This window comes from Pseudomonas sp. BP6 (assembly GCF_017875935.1).
Taxonomy (GTDB): domain Bacteria; phylum Pseudomonadota; class Gammaproteobacteria; order Pseudomonadales; family Pseudomonadaceae; genus Aquipseudomonas; species Aquipseudomonas putida_Y.
Genome location: NZ_JAGINI010000001.1, coordinates 307,295 through 324,497, shown reverse-complemented (window position 1 = coordinate 324,497; position 17,203 = coordinate 307,295). Strand labels below are relative to the sequence as shown.

Annotated in this window: 14 protein-coding genes; 7 read left to right on the top strand and 7 right to left on the bottom strand. The window is 62.6% G+C overall.

The genetic code is table 11. The annotated features are described in order from the left end of the window. Positions 1-745 precede the first annotated feature (745 nt). Positions 746-1,522: a ferredoxin--NADP reductase gene (locus J3A98_RS01425; protein WP_176682515.1), complete on the bottom strand. Its 777-nt coding sequence runs from the start codon at positions 1,520-1,522 to the stop codon at positions 746-748. 216 nt (positions 1,523-1,738) lie between these two features. On the opposite strand from J3A98_RS01425, the gene J3A98_RS01420 reads away from it, so the two are divergent. Together J3A98_RS01420 and J3A98_RS01415 are read left to right on the top strand one after the other, a co-directional pair. Continuing rightward, positions 1,739-2,446: an autoinducer binding domain-containing protein gene (locus tag J3A98_RS01420; protein WP_176682514.1), complete on the top strand. Its 708-nt coding sequence runs from the start codon at positions 1,739-1,741 to the stop codon at positions 2,444-2,446. A 96-nt stretch (positions 2,447-2,542) separates the two neighbouring features. After that, the gene (locus J3A98_RS01415) at positions 2,543-3,667 is read left to right on the top strand and encodes a methyltransferase (protein ID WP_176682513.1); all 1,125 of its coding nucleotides are present in this window, start codon (positions 2,543-2,545) and stop codon (positions 3,665-3,667) included. A 105-nt stretch (positions 3,668-3,772) separates the two neighbouring features. Here the strand turns inward: J3A98_RS01415 and J3A98_RS01410 are convergent, their stop codons facing one another. From J3A98_RS01410 to J3A98_RS01400, 3 genes are read right to left on the bottom strand one after another with little or no spacing between them, the layout of a single operon-like run. Continuing rightward, a complete protein-coding gene (locus tag J3A98_RS01410; RefSeq protein WP_012274180.1) occupies positions 3,773-3,928 on the bottom strand; it encodes a DUF2474 domain-containing protein in 156 nt (51 codons plus the stop codon). Positions 3,929-3,937: 9 nt separating this feature from the next. Beyond that, positions 3,938-4,945: a cytochrome d ubiquinol oxidase subunit II gene (gene cydB, locus J3A98_RS01405; protein ID WP_003251612.1), complete on the bottom strand. Its 1,008-nt coding sequence runs from the start codon at positions 4,943-4,945 to the stop codon at positions 3,938-3,940. A gap of 3 nt (positions 4,946-4,948) precedes the next feature. Then, entirely contained in the window at positions 4,949-6,385 is a 1,437-nt protein-coding gene (locus tag J3A98_RS01400) for a cytochrome ubiquinol oxidase subunit I (protein WP_019438403.1), read from the bottom strand. 343 nt (positions 6,386-6,728) lie between these two features. On the opposite strand from J3A98_RS01400, the gene J3A98_RS01395 reads away from it, so the two are divergent. The 3 genes from J3A98_RS01395 (at position 6,729) to trmA (ending at position 10,556) form a co-directional block, all read left to right on the top strand. Continuing rightward, positions 6,729-7,949 (top strand): MFS transporter, encoded by a 1,221-nt coding sequence (locus J3A98_RS01395; RefSeq protein WP_010955310.1) that lies wholly within the window; start codon positions 6,729-6,731, stop codon positions 7,947-7,949. Between the two features lie 229 nt (positions 7,950-8,178). Then, entirely contained in the window at positions 8,179-9,474 is a 1,296-nt protein-coding gene (locus J3A98_RS01390; RefSeq protein WP_209963485.1) for an NCS2 family permease, read from the top strand. Continuing rightward, complete coding sequence (trmA, locus tag J3A98_RS01385) at positions 9,471-10,556, top strand: tRNA (uridine(54)-C5)-methyltransferase TrmA (RefSeq protein WP_209963482.1); 1,086 nt, start codon at positions 9,471-9,473, stop codon at positions 10,554-10,556. The genes J3A98_RS01390 and trmA overlap by 4 nt, the downstream gene beginning before the upstream one ends. A 137-nt stretch (positions 10,557-10,693) precedes the next feature. Here trmA and pcaG read toward each other — a convergent pair whose 3' ends face one another. After that, positions 10,694-11,299: a protocatechuate 3,4-dioxygenase subunit alpha gene (pcaG, locus tag J3A98_RS01380; RefSeq protein WP_010955312.1), complete on the bottom strand. Its 606-nt coding sequence runs from the start codon at positions 11,297-11,299 to the stop codon at positions 10,694-10,696. Between the two features lie 10 nt (positions 11,300-11,309). Beyond that, positions 11,310-12,029: a protocatechuate 3,4-dioxygenase subunit beta gene (pcaH, locus tag J3A98_RS01375; RefSeq protein WP_009682255.1), complete on the bottom strand. Its 720-nt coding sequence runs from the start codon at positions 12,027-12,029 to the stop codon at positions 11,310-11,312. A 200-nt stretch (positions 12,030-12,229) separates the two neighbouring features. Here pcaH and J3A98_RS01370 point away from each other — a divergent pair, with 200 nt between their 5' ends. Together J3A98_RS01370 and J3A98_RS01365 are read left to right on the top strand one after the other, a co-directional pair. Next, positions 12,230-13,111 carry a neutral zinc metallopeptidase gene (locus J3A98_RS01370; RefSeq protein ID WP_209963479.1) on the top strand — a complete coding sequence of 294 codons (882 nt, stop codon included), beginning with the start codon at positions 12,230-12,232 and terminating at the stop codon, positions 13,109-13,111. Positions 13,112-13,378: 267 nt separating this feature from the next. Next, a complete protein-coding gene (locus tag J3A98_RS01365) occupies positions 13,379-15,298 on the top strand; it encodes a methyl-accepting chemotaxis protein (RefSeq protein WP_209963476.1) in 1,920 nt (639 codons plus the stop codon). 140 nt (positions 15,299-15,438) lie between these two features. Here J3A98_RS01365 and ggt read toward each other — a convergent pair whose 3' ends face one another. Next, a complete protein-coding gene (ggt, locus tag J3A98_RS01360; RefSeq protein WP_176682507.1) occupies positions 15,439-17,106 on the bottom strand; it encodes a gamma-glutamyltransferase in 1,668 nt (555 codons plus the stop codon). Positions 17,107-17,203 lie beyond the last annotated feature (97 nt).

Sequence of the window (17,203 nt, the reverse complement as noted above, 5' to 3'; positions counted from 1 at the left end):
CACCCCCCATCTGTGTAGGAAGGGGTTACCCGCGAATACGGTGGCGACAGCAACGGTGAACGGCGGGTGGAGATTGGCCAGCAGGCCCGGCCTCTTCGCGGGTGAACCCGCTCCTACACGGCGGGCTGTGTCCAACCTCCGATGTGTGCCCACCACCAATCTGTGTAGGAGCGGGTTTACCCGCGAATACGGTAGCGGCAGCAACGGTGAACGGCGGGTGGAGATTGGCCAGCAGGCCCGGCCCTTTCGCGGGTGAACCCGCTCCTACACGGCGGGCTGTGTCCAACCACCGATGTGTGTCCACCAACGATTTGTGTGTAGGAGCGGGTTTACCCGCGAATACGGTGGCGACAGCAAAGGTGAACGGCGGGTGGAGATTGGCCAGCAGGGCCGGCCCTTTCGCGGGTGAACCCGCTCCTACACGGCGGGCTGTGTCCAACCTCCGATGTGTGTCCACCCCCCATCTGTGTAGGAGCGGGTTTACCCGCGAATACGATGGCGACAGCAACGGTGAACGGCGGGTGGAGATTGGCCAGCAGGCCCGGCCTCTTCGCGGGTGAACCCGCTCCTACGGCGGCCTGTGTCCAACCTCCGATGTGTGTCCACCCCCATCTGTGTAGGAGCGGGTTCACCCGCGAATACGGTGGCGACGGCAAAGGTGAACGGCGGGTGAAGATTGGCCAGCAGGCCCAGCCCTTTCGCGGGTAAACCCGCTCCTACAGGCCCCACAACGGCCGCAATGGTCTTACCAGTAGTTCTCGACAGCCACCTGCCCGGGCCGCTTGCTCAGGCTCAGTTGCAGGTCTCGCGCCTTGAGGACCTTGCGGGTTTCGTCGATCATTTCCGGGTTACCGCACAGCATCACCCGCGAATGCTCCGGTGACAGTTCAAGCCCTGCCGCCCTCTCCAGTTCGCCATTCTCGATCAACGTCGTAATCCGCTGGTTCAGCGCCCCCGGGTGCTGTTCACGGGTCACCACGGGAATGAACTGCAACTTGCCCGCGTACTCAGCCAGATAATCGCGCTGTTCCAGCCCGGCAATCTCATCCACATAGGCCAGCTCCTTGGCTTCGCGTACCGAATACACCAGCTTGATGCTGTCGAAACGCTCCCAGGCCTCGAAGTCCTGCAGGATCGACATAAAGGGCGCAATGCCGGTACCGGTGGCCAGCAGCCATAGATCACGACCACCGACGAAGCGGTCGAGGGTGAGGAAGCCGAACGCCTGGCGGTCGATCAGCAACGTATCGCCTGCCCCCAAACGGCTCAGCTCACTGGTGAACTCACCACCTGGCACCACGATGGAAAAGAAGTCCAGATACTCATCATGGGGCGCGCTGACCATGGAATAGGCGCGCCACACCACGCTACCATCGGCCTTGGTCACACCTAGCCGGGCAAATTGGCCGGAACGGAAGCGGAACCCCGCGTCGCGCGTAACCCGCAGGCTGAAGAGGTTCGGCGTCAGTGGCTGAACATCGAGCAGTGTCTGGCGGGTGAACTTGTCGGCGCTAGCGGTCATATCGGGCTCCAGGGTTGGCGTGTGCACAGTGTCGCCTAAAGTGGCCAGGATAAAAACCACCGCTTTGTAGGGCCTCATAGAGTGCAACCGGGCCGAAGTCGCAGAAAATCCTGATCGCTATAACAAAAAATTCCCAACAGGATGGTAGGTCTTTTCCTACAATCTTCCGGGTACTCAAACGGATTGGATTCTGCGCGCCTCCAAGGAGTGCCTCAGATGTATCAATGGAAACCTGAACATCTTCATGCCTTCGTCAGCGAACGGAGCCCGCAGAAGCTGTTCGACATCGCAGTCCACCTGGCTCAGGGCCTGGGCATGGATTACCTTGGGCTGAACATCCGTATTCAGATCGCTACGCAAACGCCAAGGCTGTACCTCTACAGCAACTACCCAAGTGAGTGGATCGAGCGCTACCAGCGCGACGACTTCTACAAGCAGGACCCGGCGGCGAACCTGAGCCACAGCTCGACGACGCCGGTGCTGTGGACCGATGAACTGTACAAGGAAGCCCCGCAATTTCGCGAAATGGCCTGCCAGCATGGCTTGCGCCACGGCTGGACACAGTCGCTTCACGATCTGCAGCACAACGAAAGCCAGATCAGTGTCGCTCGACCAAACGGCCACATCGATGTGTTCGAGCTGTACGACAAAGCCGGTAGTGTGCAGTGGCTGTGCCACACCCTTCACGCGGTACTGGGCGAGCATCACCTGAACGCACTGTGCCCACCCCAACCGAAAATGAGCGAGCGTGAACTGGAAGTGCTGAAATGGTCTGCCGCCGGCAAGACCGCTGCCGATGTAGCCTGCATCCTCTCCCTGTCGCAAAGCACGGTCAACTTCCATATCCGCAGCGTGATCACCAAGACCAATGCAGCCAACAAGGCCGGAGCCATCGCCATTGCCGCCTTGCGTGGCTGGATCTGACCTCCAAGCCTGCGGCCTTGGGCAAAGCCCTGTAGAATCGCCCGGCAAAGCCCGGGGCGAACCGCAACGGGCAGTTTCGTACCCGAGCCAGACGCCATGCCCCTGTTGACCACCCCCTACGCCGAACTCGACCTGATCCGCCAGCCGGAGCAGGCCAACGACCCGCTGCAGGCTTTCGATGCCGCCGACGAGTACCTGCTTGCGCAGCTACACGATCAGGCACCTGACGCCAATTGCCGGGTACTGGTGCTCAATGACAGCTTCGGTGCCCTGGCCGCCAGCCTGGCGGGCCAGCTGCAGGTGGTCAGCAGCGGTGACTCGCACCTGGGGCATCTGGCCCTGGAAAAGAACCTGGCGCGCAATGGCCTGCCATTCGACAGTGTGCCGTTCGTACCGGCCAGCGAGCACTGGCAAGGCCCGTTTGATCGGGTGCTGGTGCGTGTACCCAAGACCCTGGCCCTGCTCGAAGAACAACTGATCCGCCTGCAAGGCCAGCTGGCCCCCGGTGCGCAGGTGATTGCCGGGGCGATGATCAAGCACCTGCCACGGGCGGCCGGCGACCTGATGGAGAAGTACATCGGCCCCGTACAGGCTTCGCTGGCACAGAAAAAAGCCCGCTTGCTGACTGCAACGGTTGCCGAGCGGCCGCTCGCCAAGTCCCCCTACCCTAGCGGCTACCGCCTCGACGTGCCGGCACTGGAATTGATCAACCACGCCAACGTGTTCTGCCGTGAAGGCCTGGATATCGGTACCCGGGCGTTCCTCCCGCATCTGCCACGCGACCTCGGCCGTGCGCGGGTGGCAGACCTGGGCTGCGGTAACGGCGTACTCGCGATTGCCAGCGCCCTGGCCAACCCGGAGGCCGAGTACACCCTGGTCGACGAGTCGTACATGGCGGTGCAATCGGCGCAGGAGAACTGGCAGGCAGCGTTGGGCGAGCGCCCGGCGACCTTCGTCGCGGCCGATGGCCTGGCCGGGCTGGAGAAGCAGTCGCTGGACGTGGTGCTGTGCAACCCGCCGTTCCACCAACAGCAGGTAGTAGGTGATTTCCTGGCCTGGCGCATGTTCCAGCAGGCGCGTGAAGCGCTGGTGGTAGGTGGGGCGCTGTACATCGTGGGTAACCGGCACCTGGGCTATCACAGCAAGCTGGCGCGGTTGTTCCGCGGCGTTGAGCAGGTGGCGGCTACGCCCAAGTTCGTCATTCTGAAAGCCCGCAAGTAAGCGCGCCACCGCCCCCGTAGGAGCGGGCTTGCCCGCGAACACCGGCAACGCCGGTGCCATCTAGCGCGTTGCCTGCTTCGCGGGCAAGCCCGCTGCCGCTCTTTATCAATGTGTGGTCAGGCCCGCCGCCCCCATGAACAGCCGCATCACCCAGGCCGCCACACCCAGCGCCGCGACGCTCATCGCCCAGATCAGCAACAGCCAACCCAGTCGCTGCCACAGCGGTTTCTTGTCTTCCAAGCCATGCTTGCCAGTCATCATGCGGCCCTCCTAGTGATAGCCGTCTTCGTGGGTCACCTTGCCGCGGAACACGTAGTAGCTCCAGAAGGTATACATGAGGATAAACGGCAGGATGAACAGGGTACCCACCAGCATGAAGCCCTGGCTTTGCGGTGGCGCTGCGGCATCCCAGATCGAGATCGACGGCGGGATGATGTTAGGCCACAGGCTGATTCCCAAGCCGCTGTAGCCAAGGAAGATCAATACCAGCGTGAGCAGGAACGGCGTGTAGTGCGCGTTGCGCGCCACCGCTTTGAGCAACCCGTAGAACGTCACCAGCACCAGCAGCGGTACCGGCATGAACCAGATCAGGTTGGGCATGCTGAACCAGCGGTCGGCAATCTGCGGGTAGGCGATTGGGGTCCACAGGCTGACGATACCGATCACCACCAGCAGCACCAGCGCCAGCGGCCGGGCCATGTCGTGCATCTTCTGTTGCAGCGGCCCTTCAGTCTTCATGATCAGCCAGGTACAACCCAGCAGGGTGTAGGCCACGATCAACCCCAGCCCGCAGAACAGGCTGAACGGGGTCAGCCAGTCCAGGGTGCCACCGGCGAAATGCCGGTCGACCACCTTGAAGCCTTCCAGGAACGCACCCAACGCCACGCCCTGGAAGAAGGTGGCAATCAGCGAACCCCAGATGAAAGCCTTGTCCCAGATATGCCGCTTGTCAGCCTTGGCCTTGAAGCGGAACTCGAAGGCCACGCCCCGGAAGATCAGGCCGATCAGCATCAGGATCAGGGGCAGGTACAGGGCCTCGAGGACCACGGCATAGGCCATCGGGAAGGCCCCGAACAGTCCGGCACCGCCCAGGATCAACCAGGTTTCGTTGCCGTCCCATACCGGCGCGACAGTGTTCATCATTACATCACGGTCCTGCTCGCCCTTGACGAAGGGGAAGAGCATGCCGATCCCCAGGTCGAATCCGTCCATCACCACGTACATCATGACGCCGAAGATGATGATCACGGCCCAGATCAGTGGAAGGTCGATACCCATGGTTCAGTTCCCCTTGTTCAAGCTGGCAGAGGTGGCCTCGCGGCCATCATCGGCGGCGGACAAAGGCCGTGCCGGCGTGCGTTTCTGGCCTGGGCCTCCCGGTGTGTGCTCATCACCCTCGCCGGTCTGCGGCCCTTTGCGCACCAGGCGCATCATGTAGCCAAGGCCGGTGCCAAACAGGGCGAAGTACACCACCACGAAGGCCACAAGGGTGAAGCCGAGCTGCGCGTAGCTGTGGTTGGAAACACCGTCCGCCGTGCGCATCAGGCCGTACACCACCCAGGGCTGGCGGCCAATTTCGGTAGTGAACCAGCCGGCCAGCACCGCGATCAGCCCGGATGGCCCCATCCACAGGGCCACATGCAGGAACGGGCGCGAACTGTACAGTGTGCCGCGTTTTCGCAACCACAGGCTCCACAGGCCGACGAAGATCATCAGGAAACCAAGCCCGACCATGATCCGGAACGACCAGAATACGATGGTGGAGTTAGGCCGGTCCTCGGGCGGGAACTCCTTCATCGCCGGCACCTGCTTGTCCAGGCTATGGGTCAGGATCAGGCTGCCGAGCGCCGGGATCTCGATCTTGAACCGGGTAGTCTCGGCCTCCATGTCGGGAATGCCAAACAGGATCAGCGGAGTCGGCTCACCGGGCACGTTCTCCCAGTGGCCTTCGATCGCGGCAATTTTCACCGGCTGGTGCTTGAGGGTATTGAGGCCGTGGAAATCACCGATCACTGCCTGAATCGGGGCGACGATCAGTGCCATCCACATGGCCATCGACAGCATCTTGCGTACGGCCGGGTTGTCACGCCCGCGCAGCAGGTGCCAGGCCGCCGAGGCACCGACGAAGAACGCGGTGGAAACGAACGCGGCAGTGGCCATGTGCATCAGGCGGTAGGGGAACGAGGGGTTGAACACCACCGCAAACCAGTCCACCGGCACCACCCGACCATCGATGATCTCGTGACCTTGCGGGGTTTGCATCCAGCTGTTCGAGGCGAGAATCCAGAAGGTCGAAACCAGCGTACCGAGCGCTACCATCACCGTGGAGAAGAAGTGCAGACCACGGCCGACGCGATTCCAGCCAAACAGCATGACGCCCAGGAAGCCGGCCTCGAGGAAGAACGCAGTCAGTACTTCGTAGGTGAGCAGCGGGCCGGTGACGGCGCCGGCAAAGTCGGAGAAGCGGCTCCAGTTGGTGCCGAACTGGTAGGCCATGACCAGGCCGGAGACCACGCCCATGCCGAAGTTGACGGCGAAGATCTTCGACCAGAAGTGATAGAGGTCACGGTAAACCTGGTTGTGGGTCCGCAGCCAGAGGCCTTCAAGGACTGCCAGGTAGCTCGCCAGGCCAATGGTGATGGCCGGGAACAGGATGTGGAATGACACGGTAAAGGCAAACTGCATTCGGGCGAGCTCTAAGGCCTCTATTCCGAACATGGTGCTTCCTCTTCAGATAATCCGGCGTCCGGGCTTGTGGCCCCAGTCGCCCACTGCCCCCACTGGGTCGAGTACGGCGTGTTGGAATTGTTCTGTTCGATCGCAGGGATTCCGGCCAGACGGCCAATTCATTGATCTGGAACGATTGACCCAGATCAATGAATGCTTGGAAGCATAGTCCCGAATGGCCCGATGGGGCGTGTGGTGGATTGCCGCGTGACCTGTTGCCTCACCCTCTTTAATAAACAGTAGAAAAGTGCCGACCTGAGCAAACAGTAACTGCTTGTTACAAACAGGTGATACGCTGCGCGCCCCTCTACTGCGCCGAGGCCACTGATTTCCGATGTCCGATTCCGCACCGCAGTTGTTGCGTCACCATCGTCCTTTTCTGGCCTTCTGGCTGGCCCGTGTGTTCACCGCCAGCGGCTTCCAGATGCTCACCGTGGCCATCGGCTGGCACCTCTACCAATTGACCGGCAACGTACTGGACCTGGGCCTGGTCGGCCTGGTCGAGTTCGCCCCACGGGTGCTGTTCATGCTGCACACCGGCCATGTCGCCGACCGCTATGACAGGCGCAAGGTCGCCGCCCTGTGCCAGAGCCTTCAGGGGCTGATTGCCCTGGCACTGGCGGTGGGCAGCGCTACCGACAACGTCACCCGCGAACTGATCTTTGCCCTGGCCTTCCTGCTCGGCGCCAGCCGCTCATTCGAAATGCCGGCAACCCAGGCGCTGTTGCCCAATGTGGTACCGGCCGGGCTGTTCCCGCGGGCAGTGGCGGCGTCGGCCTCGGCCACCCAGTCGGCGACCATCGTGGCGCCGGCGGTGGGCGGTTTCCTGTATGCCTTTGGCAGCATGTGGGTGTATGGCCCGACGGTGGCCCTGTACGCCATTGCCTGCGTGCTGACCCTGAGCCTGCAGGCGCGTGGCCAGGTCGCCCAGCGCGGGCGCGCCAGCATCGAATCGCTGCTGGCTGGCATCCGCTTCATTCGCAGCCGGCCCGACATCCTCGGCGCCATCTCGCTGGACCTGTTCGCAGTATTGCTGGGCGGGGCCACCGCGTTGCTGCCGGTATTTGCCAAGGACATCCTGCTGACCGGCCCGATGGGACTTGGCCTGTTGCGCTCGGCGCCAGCGGTGGGGGCGTTGCTGATGTCGCTCTGGCTGGCGCGCTTCCCGTTCCAGCGCAACGTCGGGCGGACGATGTTCACTGCGGTCGGCGTGTTCGGCGTGGCGACCATCGCCTTCGGCCTGTCGACCTCGTTCTGGTTCTCGCTGGCGGTACTGGTGGTACTGGGTGCGGCAGACATGATCAGCATGGTCATTCGCAGTTCGTTCGTGCAGCTGGAGACACCGGATGAAATGCGTGGGCGGGTGAGCGCAGTGAACGGCTTGTTCATCGGTGCCTCGAACCAGCTCGGTGAGTTCGAATCGGGGGTGACCGCGCACTGGTTTGGTACAGTGCCGGCGGTGGTGCTGGGTGGGGTGGGCACCTTGGTGGTGACCGGGGTGTGGATAAAACTGTTCCCTACCCTGGCCAAGCGGGATCGGTTGCATAACGGGTGATGGGTTACCTGTGCCGGACTCTTCGCGGGCAAGCCCGCGCCTACAGGGGACCTTACCCGCGAAGAGCCAGAAAAACCCATTCCCCAACGGCCATAGGCCCCCGCCATGCATGCTGGTATGATGCGCGGCTTTTTTCCTCCCCACACAAAACCACGGCATCCGGTACGGTCTGTGCTTTGCTGATGGGGTCGATACATTCATGGCGCCGGGGGCGCCTTGGGGAGCGGGCATGCTGGAAAGGCTGTTTCAACTAAGAGCACACAACACCAACGTGCGCACCGAGATTCTCGCGGGCGTCACCACCTTCCTGGCCATGGCCTACATCCTGTTCGTCAACCCGAGCATCCTCGGTGAGACCGGCATGGACAAGGGCGCGATCTTCGTCGCCACCTGCCTGGCAGCGGCCATCGGCTCCGCCACCATGGGCCTGATTGCCAACTACCCGATCGCCCTGGCACCGGGCATGGGCCTGAACGCGTTCTTCACCTACACCGTGGTGCTGCACATGGGCCACACCTGGCAGGTGGCGCTGGGTGCCGTGTTCCTGTCGGCGGTGATGTTCTTCCTGCTGTCGATCTTCCGCATCCGCGAGTGGATCGTGAACAGCATTCCGCTGCCGCTGCGTTCGGCGATTGCCGCCGGTATCGGCCTGTTCCTGGCATTGATCGCCCTGCATAACGCTGGCATCGTCGTCGATAACCCAGCCACTTTGGTGGGCATGGGCGACCTCAAGCAGCCCTCGGTGATTCTCGCCACGCTGGGCTTCTTCCTGATCGTCGGCCTTGAGTCGCTGAAGGTGCGCGGCGCGGTATTGATCGGCATCCTGGCCGTCACCGTCGCGTCGATCGCCATGGGCGTCACGCCGTTCGGCGGGATCGTGTCGATGCCACCTTCGCTGGCACCCACCTTCCTGCAACTGGACATCGCCGGTGCCCTCGATGTGGGCCTGATCAGCGTGATCTTCGCGTTCCTGTTCGTCGACCTGTTCGACAACTCCGGCACCCTGATCGCCGTGGCCAAGCGCGCCGGCCTGATGGGCAAGGACGGCCACATGCCGAAGATGGGCCGGGCCCTGATCGCCGACAGCACCGCCGCCATGGCCGGCTCCCTGCTGGGCACATCGACCACCACCAGCTACATCGAATCGGCTGCGGGTGTGAGCGCCGGTGGCCGTACCGGCCTGACTGCCATCGTGGTTGCCGTGCTGTTCCTGCTGGCGCTGTTCTTCGCCCCGCTGGCCGGTAGCGTACCGGCCTTCGCCACCGCCCCGGCGCTGCTGTTCGTCGCCGTGCTGATGGCCTCGGGCCTGGCAGAAATAAACTGGGACGACGTGACCGAAGCCGCGCCGGTTGTAGTGACCGCCCTGGCCATGCCGCTGACCTACTCGATCGCCAACGGCATCGCCTTCGGCTTCATCGCCTGGACCGCCGTCAAGCTGATTTCGGGCCGCCACCGCGACCTGAACCCGGCGCTGGTGATCCTTTCCATCCTGTTCGTCATCAAGCTAGGCTGGTTCAACGCATGAGTGCTGCTTTCGACCCCTCCTCCTACGCCCCCCAGCTGGATGCCAAAGTGGCCCGGCTGCGCGAGCTGCTGGCGCCGTTCGGCGCGCCGGAGCCGACTGTTTTCGACTCACCGCGCGAGCATTACCGCCTGCGCGCCGAGTTCCGCCTGTGGCGCGAGGATGGCCAGCGCCACTACGCCATGTTCGCCCCGGGCGAGAAGCACAAGGCAATCCTGATCGACGATTTCCCCATTGCCAGCCAGCGCATCAACGCACTGATGCCGCGCCTGAAGGCGGCCTGGCAAGCCAGCGAAGAACTGAGCAACCGCCTGTTCCAGGTGGAGTTCCTCACCACCCTGGCTGGCGATGCAATGATCACGATGTGTTATCACCGCCCGCTGGACGAGGCCTGGGAAGTGGAGGCACGGCAACTGGCGGAAGCGCTGGGCGTGAGCGTCATTGGCCGTTCCAAGGGCAAGCGCCTGGTTATCGGACGCGACTACGCGGTGGAAAAGCTCGACGTGGCTGGCCGCGTGTTCAGCTATCGCCAGCCTGAGGGGGCGTTCACCCAGCCCAACGGCGCAGTGAACCAGAAGATGCTCAGCTGGGCCTTCGAGGCCATTGGCGAGCGTGAGGATGACCTGCTGGAGCTGTATTGCGGCAACGGCAACTTCACCCTGCCGCTGGCCACGCGTGTACGCCAGGTGCTGGCCACCGAAATCAGCAAGACGTCGGTCAATGCTGCACTGAGCAACCTCGACGAGAACGCTGTGGATAACGTGCGGCTGGTACGTTTGTCGGCAGAGGAACTGACCCAGGCACTCAATGAGGTGCGGCCGTTCCGTCGCCTGGAAGGCATCGACCTGAAGAGTTATCAGTTCGGTACCGTGTTCGTCGACCCACCGCGTGCGGGGATGGACCCGGATACCTGCGAGCTGACCCGTCGTTTCGAACGCATCCTGTACATCTCGTGCAACCCGGAAACACTGGCAGCGAACATTGCCCAGTTGCAGGATACCCACCGCATCGAGCGCTGTGCATTGTTTGACCAGTTCCCGTATACCCACCATATGGAAAGTGGGGTTCTGCTGGTTCGGCGCTGATCGTTGTATTGCCGGGGCTGCTTTGCAGCCCATTCGCGGGCAAGCCCGCTCCCACATTGATCGGCGTCGGTGTACGCAGATCGTTGTAGGAGCGGGCTTGCCCGCGAATGGGCCGCAAAGCGGCCCCAAGCTTCACCTCAGAAGTCGAAGAAGACGGTCTCCCCTTCCCCCTGAATACGGATATCGAAGCGATATGCCGTCTTCCCGTCCACTTCACAACGCTTGGCAATCAAGGTTTCACGCCGCTGCGGCTGCTCGATCAGGTTGAGCACCGGGCACTTGGCATTGGCCTGGGCTTCATCATCGAAATACAGGCGCGTGTGCAGGTGGATATTGATCCCACGAGCAAACAGGCTGATGTTGATGTGCGGTGCCATCGGCACGCCAGCAGCGTTGTTCACCACACCCGGCTTGACCGTTTGCAGCGTCCACTCACCGGCATCGAAGGTGGTAGCCGTGCGGCCAAAGCTGTTGAAGGCGTTTTCCAGGTTGTAGGCATCCTGGTACTCACCGTTGGCGTCGGCCTGCCACACTTCCAGGAACGAATCGCGCACCAGGTGGCCGTTCCCGTCGTATACATGGCCGATCAGCAGAATGTGCTCGCCCGGGGCGTCTGGCTTGGCCAGGCAGTTCCAGATTTCCTGGTCGCGGGTCGGGTTGCCGGCGGCTTCCAGGGCCAGGCCGATGTGCACGTAGGGGCCGGCAGTCTGCGAAGGGGTTTCCGGCAGCAGTTCGATTGGCATGGCGGGGTCCTCAGCAGTTTTCGAAGTGGGTCTTGCGCTGGCCGCGCAGCACGATGTCGAAGCGGTAGGCCAGGCAGTCCATCGGGTTGGCGTTGCTCATGTCGAGCTTGGCGATCAACTGCTGCACGGCTTGCGGGTTGGCGATCGACTTGACGATCGGGCACATCGGGATCAGCGGGTCACCTTCGAAATACAACTGGGTGATCAGCTTGGTGGCGATCGACGGGCCGCTGATGGCGAAGTGGATATGCGCCGGGCGCCAATCGTTCGGGCCGTTGCGCCATGGGTACGGGCCCGGCTTGATGGTGCGGAAGCTGTAGTAGCCGTCGCGGTCGGTCAGGCACCGGCCAACACCGCCGAAGTTCGGGTCCAGTGGCGCCAGATAGCGGTCGTTCTTGTGGCGATAGCGGCCGCCGGCGTTGGCCTGCCACATCTCCACCAAGGTGTTCGGCACAGGCTTGCCGTACTGGTCGACGACACGACCGGCGACGATGATGCGCTCGCCGATTGGCAGGCCACCGTTATTGAAATTCAGCAGCAGATCATGGTCGTGGGCGCCGAAGCCCAGGTGGGAAAAGTCCGGACCAGTGGTTTCGCTGATCGACTGCGGAATGCTGACCAGGGCCTGGCGCGGCGAGCGGGCAACGGAGGTCTTGTAGTCAGGCGTAAGGGCTTTGGGGTGCCAGTTGCGATCACGGATCACGAAGCGGCTGTTGTCCTGGGCGGGCATGCCGGTTTCCTCTCTTGGAATTGTGAGAACGCCTGGGCGTGGCAGGCGGACTTGCAGTTTCCGGCAGGCGGTACGCGATGAATATTGAAATCGACCACTTTATACATAACCAAATGGTTATGTATCAACACCTCAGCCTGACACGTACCGCCTTCGTGAACTAATCTTTGTCTTCTTGTTTCACGCTCGGGAGAGCACTCATGGAATGGCGAAAAGGCCGACGCAGCGACAACGTGGTCGATGCCAGAGGTGGCGGTGGCGGCGGCATGCGTTTCGGCGGCGGCAAAGGGCTGGGCCTCGGGGCGATTCTGCTGATCGTCGGCATCGGCTGGCTCACCGGGCAGGACCCGTTGCAGATTCTTGGCCAGCTTGCCGGCCAGATGGAGCAACAGCAGACAGCACCCAGTGGCACAAGCGGCAAGGCCCCTCCGGCCAACGACCAGCAGGCCGAGTTCGTCGCCTCGATTCTGGGCGACACCGAGGACACCTGGAAAGCCCTGTTCGCCCAGGCCGGCAAACAATACCGTGACCCCAAGCTGGTCCTGTTCAGTGGCCAGGTCAACTCGGCCTGTGGTTTTGCCTCGGCAGCGGTCGGGCCGTTCTATTGCCCGGCGGACCAGCGGGTGTATCTGGACATGTCGTTCTTCCGCGAAATGGAAACCCGCTTCGCTGCAGCTGGCGACTTCGCCCAGGCCTACGTGATCGCCCACGAAATCGGTCACCATGTGCAGACACTGCTGGGGGTTTCGGCCAAGGTCGATGCCGCACGACGCAGCGGCCAGCGTATGGAGGGCGACAACGGCCTGTTGGTGCGCCAGGAGTTGCAGGCCGACTGCCTGGCCGGGGTATGGGCCTACCAGGCGCAGAAACGCCTGAACTGGCTGGAGCCAGGCGATGTCGAGGAAGCGCTGAATGCAGCCAATGCCATTGGCGACGACCGCCTGCAGCAGCAAGGCCGCGGGCGCGTGGTGCCGGACTCGTTCACCCATGGCACTTCCGCGCAGCGGGTGCGTTGGTTCAAGATCGGGTTTGCCGAAGGTGAAGTGAACCGCTGCGATACCTTCAGTGCGCGCAACCTCTGATACTCGGTCCAACAGGCAGACGCGGTCCTTGTAGGGCGTTAGCCGCGAACACCGGCAAAGCCGGTGCCATTCACGGCGTCGCCTGCTTCGCGGGTGAACCCTCTCCCACAGGGACCGAGCGAGACCGCTTGCTGATATTTTGCTGAAAAAGCGTTTCAGCTTCCCTATCCATTGCCGATAACCCCTGCACGAATCAGCGGGCATCCAGAACAACAACGCCTGGCGATCGAAGATCAAGAGAGCGAAATCAACTTCTGGAGAGCGTGCATGAACAGCTGGTTCGCCAACATCAGCGTCAACCTCAAACTCGGCCTGGGCTTCGGCCTGGTGCTGGTCCTCACCGGCCTGCTGGCCCTCACCGGCTGGACCAGCCTGGGCAGCCTGATCGACCGCAGCAACTGGATGGGCGATATCGGCCAGTTGAACAAGGACCTCACCAACCTGCGCATTGCGCGCCTGCAGTACATGATCGCCAACGGCGACGATACCGCCGCCGCCAACACCCTGGCCAAGCTGGATGCATTCAGCAAGCAGCAGGCCTACCTGGCCACCACCTTCAAAAGCCCGGAGAACATCAAGCTGTTGGGTGAACTGGGCGAAACCATCAGCGCCTACAAGGTGTCGCTGAACAAGATGCGCCAGGGCTATGACGCCACCCGCGCGGCGCGCGTTTCCATGGACAGCTCGGCCATCCGCGCCGACCAGGCCATGGATGCGCTCAGCCGGGAGGTGATGGCTCGCCCCGAGGCTGACAGCGTGCGCCTGGCCCAGTACCAGCTGATCAGCAAGGCCCGCCAGCAATTGCTGCAGGTACGCATCGATGTGCGTGGCTACATCGCCGACAACAGCAGCGCCAACGAGCAGGCTGCCCTGCGCCAGCTGGATGCAGCACTGGCCGATACCGACAACCTCAAGCGCCAGCTGCCCAGCGAAGACACGCGCCTGCAACAGTTCGAAAACGCGGTACTGGCCTATCGTGAGGCCGTGCGCCAGTTCCGCGACGCGGTTGCCAACATCACCACCTCGCGCGCCGAAATGACCGTGCAAGGCGCCGACATCGTCAAGCGCAGCGACGCGCTGTACCAGATCCAGTTAGAGCGCCGTGACATCGAGAGCACCCAGGCCCGCAGCCTGCAGGCCATCGCTACACTGCTGGCGCTGCTGGTCGGCGTGCTGGCGGCGGTGCTGATCACCCGCCAGATCACTCGCCCCTTGCAAGACACCCTGATGGCCGTGGAAAAGATCGCCAGCGGCGACCTTACCCAGCATATGCGCGTCACCCGCCGCGACGAACTGGGCGTACTGCAGCAAGGCATCGCACGCATGGGCACCACCCTGCGCGAGCTGATCAGCGGCATCCGCGATGGCGTCACCCAGATCGCCAGCGCCGCCGAAGAGCTGTCGGCAGTCACCGAACAGACCAGCGCCGGCGCCAACAGCCAGAAAGTCGAGACCGACCAGGTGGCCACCGCCATGCACGAAATGGCCGCTACCGTTCAGGAAGTGGCGCGCAATGCCGAGCAGGCCTCACATGCAGCCACCGGTGCCGATGACGAAGCCCGGGCCGGCGACCGCGTGGTGGGCGAAGCGATTGGCCAGATCGAACGCTTGGCCGAAGACATGCACCGCTCTACCGAGGCCATGAACCTGCTGCAGCAGGAAAGCCAGAAGATTGGAAGCGTGATGGACGTGATCAAGTCGGTGGCCGAACAGACCAACCTGCTGGCGCTCAACGCAGCGATCGAGGCGGCACGCGCCGGCGAGGCGGGCCGTGGCTTTGCTGTGGTTGCCGACGAAGTGCGCGGCCTGGCCCAGCGCACACAGAAGTCTACCGAAGAGATCGAAGAGCTGATTGCCAGCCTGCAGCACGGCACCCAGCAAGTGGCGAGTGCCATGCAGGGCAGCCGTACCCTGACCGACAGCAGCGTCGAACTGGCGCGAAAGGCCGGGTCATCGCTGGAGAGCATTACCAGTACGGTATCGAGCATCCAGTCGATGAACCAGCAGATTGCTGCGGCGGCAGAGCAGCAGAGTGCGGTGGCTGAAGAGATCAGCCGAAGCATCCTGAATGTACGTGATGTGTCAGAGCAAACCGCAGCAGCCAGTGACGAGACGGCAGCGTCGAGTGTGGAACTGGCGCGGTTGGGTGGGCAGTTGCAGACACTGGTCAGCCAGTTCCGCGTCTGACCGTTGGAACCTGGGGCCGCTTTGCGGCCCTTTCGCGATTCAAGGCCGCACCCCCACATTGATCGACGTACGCAGGTCCTCGTGGGAGCGGCCTTGTGTCGCGATAGGAGGGCAAAGCCCTCCCGGCGTGCTCACAGGTACTACTTGACGATCATCCCCACCCCACGCCCACGTGGGTCGGAAGCGGTCTCAAGCTTCGCTCCATCGACTCGAATCGCCTGGATGTCGCCCATCTCCCAGCCCTGGTCCTCCAGCACATAGCCCATCTTCTTCAGCTCATCAGCTACCGGCCCGGTCAGTGGCGCATAGCTGTCGAAGTAGATGGTGTCCTTGGGCAGCAACTGATGGTGCACGCGCTGCGCCGCCACCGCCTTGTCCAGCGGCATGCCGTAGTCGTACAGGTTGTTCATCACCTGGAAGATCGAGGTAAAGATCCGTGAACCACCCGGGGTACCGATTACCAACTCGACCTTGCCATCGCGGGTCATCAGGCTGGGGCTCATCGACGACAGCATGCGCTTGCCCGGTTCGATCGCGTTGGCATCACCGCCAACCACGCCAAAGGCGTTCGCCGCCCCCGGTTTGGCGCTGAAATCATCCATCTCGTCGTTGAGCAGGAAACCGGCGCCCTTCACCACCACGCCACTGCCGTAGTCGAGGTTGAGGGTGTAGGTATTGCTGACCGCGTTGCCCTGCTTGTCGACGATCGAGAAATGCGTGGTCTGGTGCGGTTCAAGGCCCGGTTTGACGTTGTCGGTTTCGGAAATGGCCTTCGGGTTGACCTGGGCTGCGCGCTTGGCCAGGTAATCCTTGGCCACCAACTGGTCCACCGGCACCTTGGTGAAGGCCGGGTCGCCCAGGTAGTCGGCGCGGTCGGCGAACACCCGCTTCTCGATCTCGGCCAACAGGTGGATATACTGCGCCGAGTTATGCGCCACCCCTTTGAAGTCGGCCGCGCGGTCTTCCTTGATGCCCAGCAACTGGGCAAGCGCCACACCGCCTGAGCTCGGCGGTGGCGCGGTATACACCACATTGCCACGCCAGCTCACGGCCATCGGTTCACGCCATACCGCCTTGTAATCCTTCAGGTCGTCTTTGGTAATCAGGCCTTTGTCAGCCTGCATCTGCGCCACCAGCAAATCGGCGGTCTTGCCTTGATAGAACTCGCTCACGCCCTTGTCGGCTATACGCTCCAGGGTCTGGGCCATTTCCGGCTGCTTGAACAGCTCGCCGACCTTCATGTTGCCGAAGTAATCGTTGAAGTTGGTCGCCGTCTTGAACATGCCCTGGGCATCGTTGCGGTACTGGTACTGCTTTTCCGCCACCTTGAAGCCGTTTTTCGCATAGCCGATGGCCGGGGTCAGCAACTCGCTCCAGGGCAGCTTGCCGAACTTCTGGTGCGCCTCCCACAGGCCCATTACCGTACCAGGTACACCTGCGGCACGTGCCCCGACCAGGCTGAGGTTCTCGATGACCTCGCCCTTGTCGTCCAGGTACATGTTGCGTGTGGCGGCCTTGGGCGCGACTTCGCGGTAGTCGAGGAAGTAAGGCTTGCCATCGACGAACAGGGTCATGAAGCCGCCACCGCCGATGTTACCGGCCTCCGGGTAAGTCACCGCCAGGGTGAAGGCGGTCGCCACTGCCGCGTCTACCGCGTTGCCGCCCTTTTTCAGAATATCGGCGGCCACCTGTGCACCATATTGATCGGGGGCGGCCACCGCGCCGCCCTCCAGCGTGGCGGCGTAAACCGAGGAACAGCTCAGGATCGCGGCTGCGAGAGCCAGATACTGGAAAGGGACAATACGCATGACACTTCCTTGGTGTTGTTTTTGTCGAGCAGTCAGTAAGGCCGAAGCGCTTCGACTGTGCAATCAACCGTCGGAAGTTTCGCCGCCTGTGGACAGG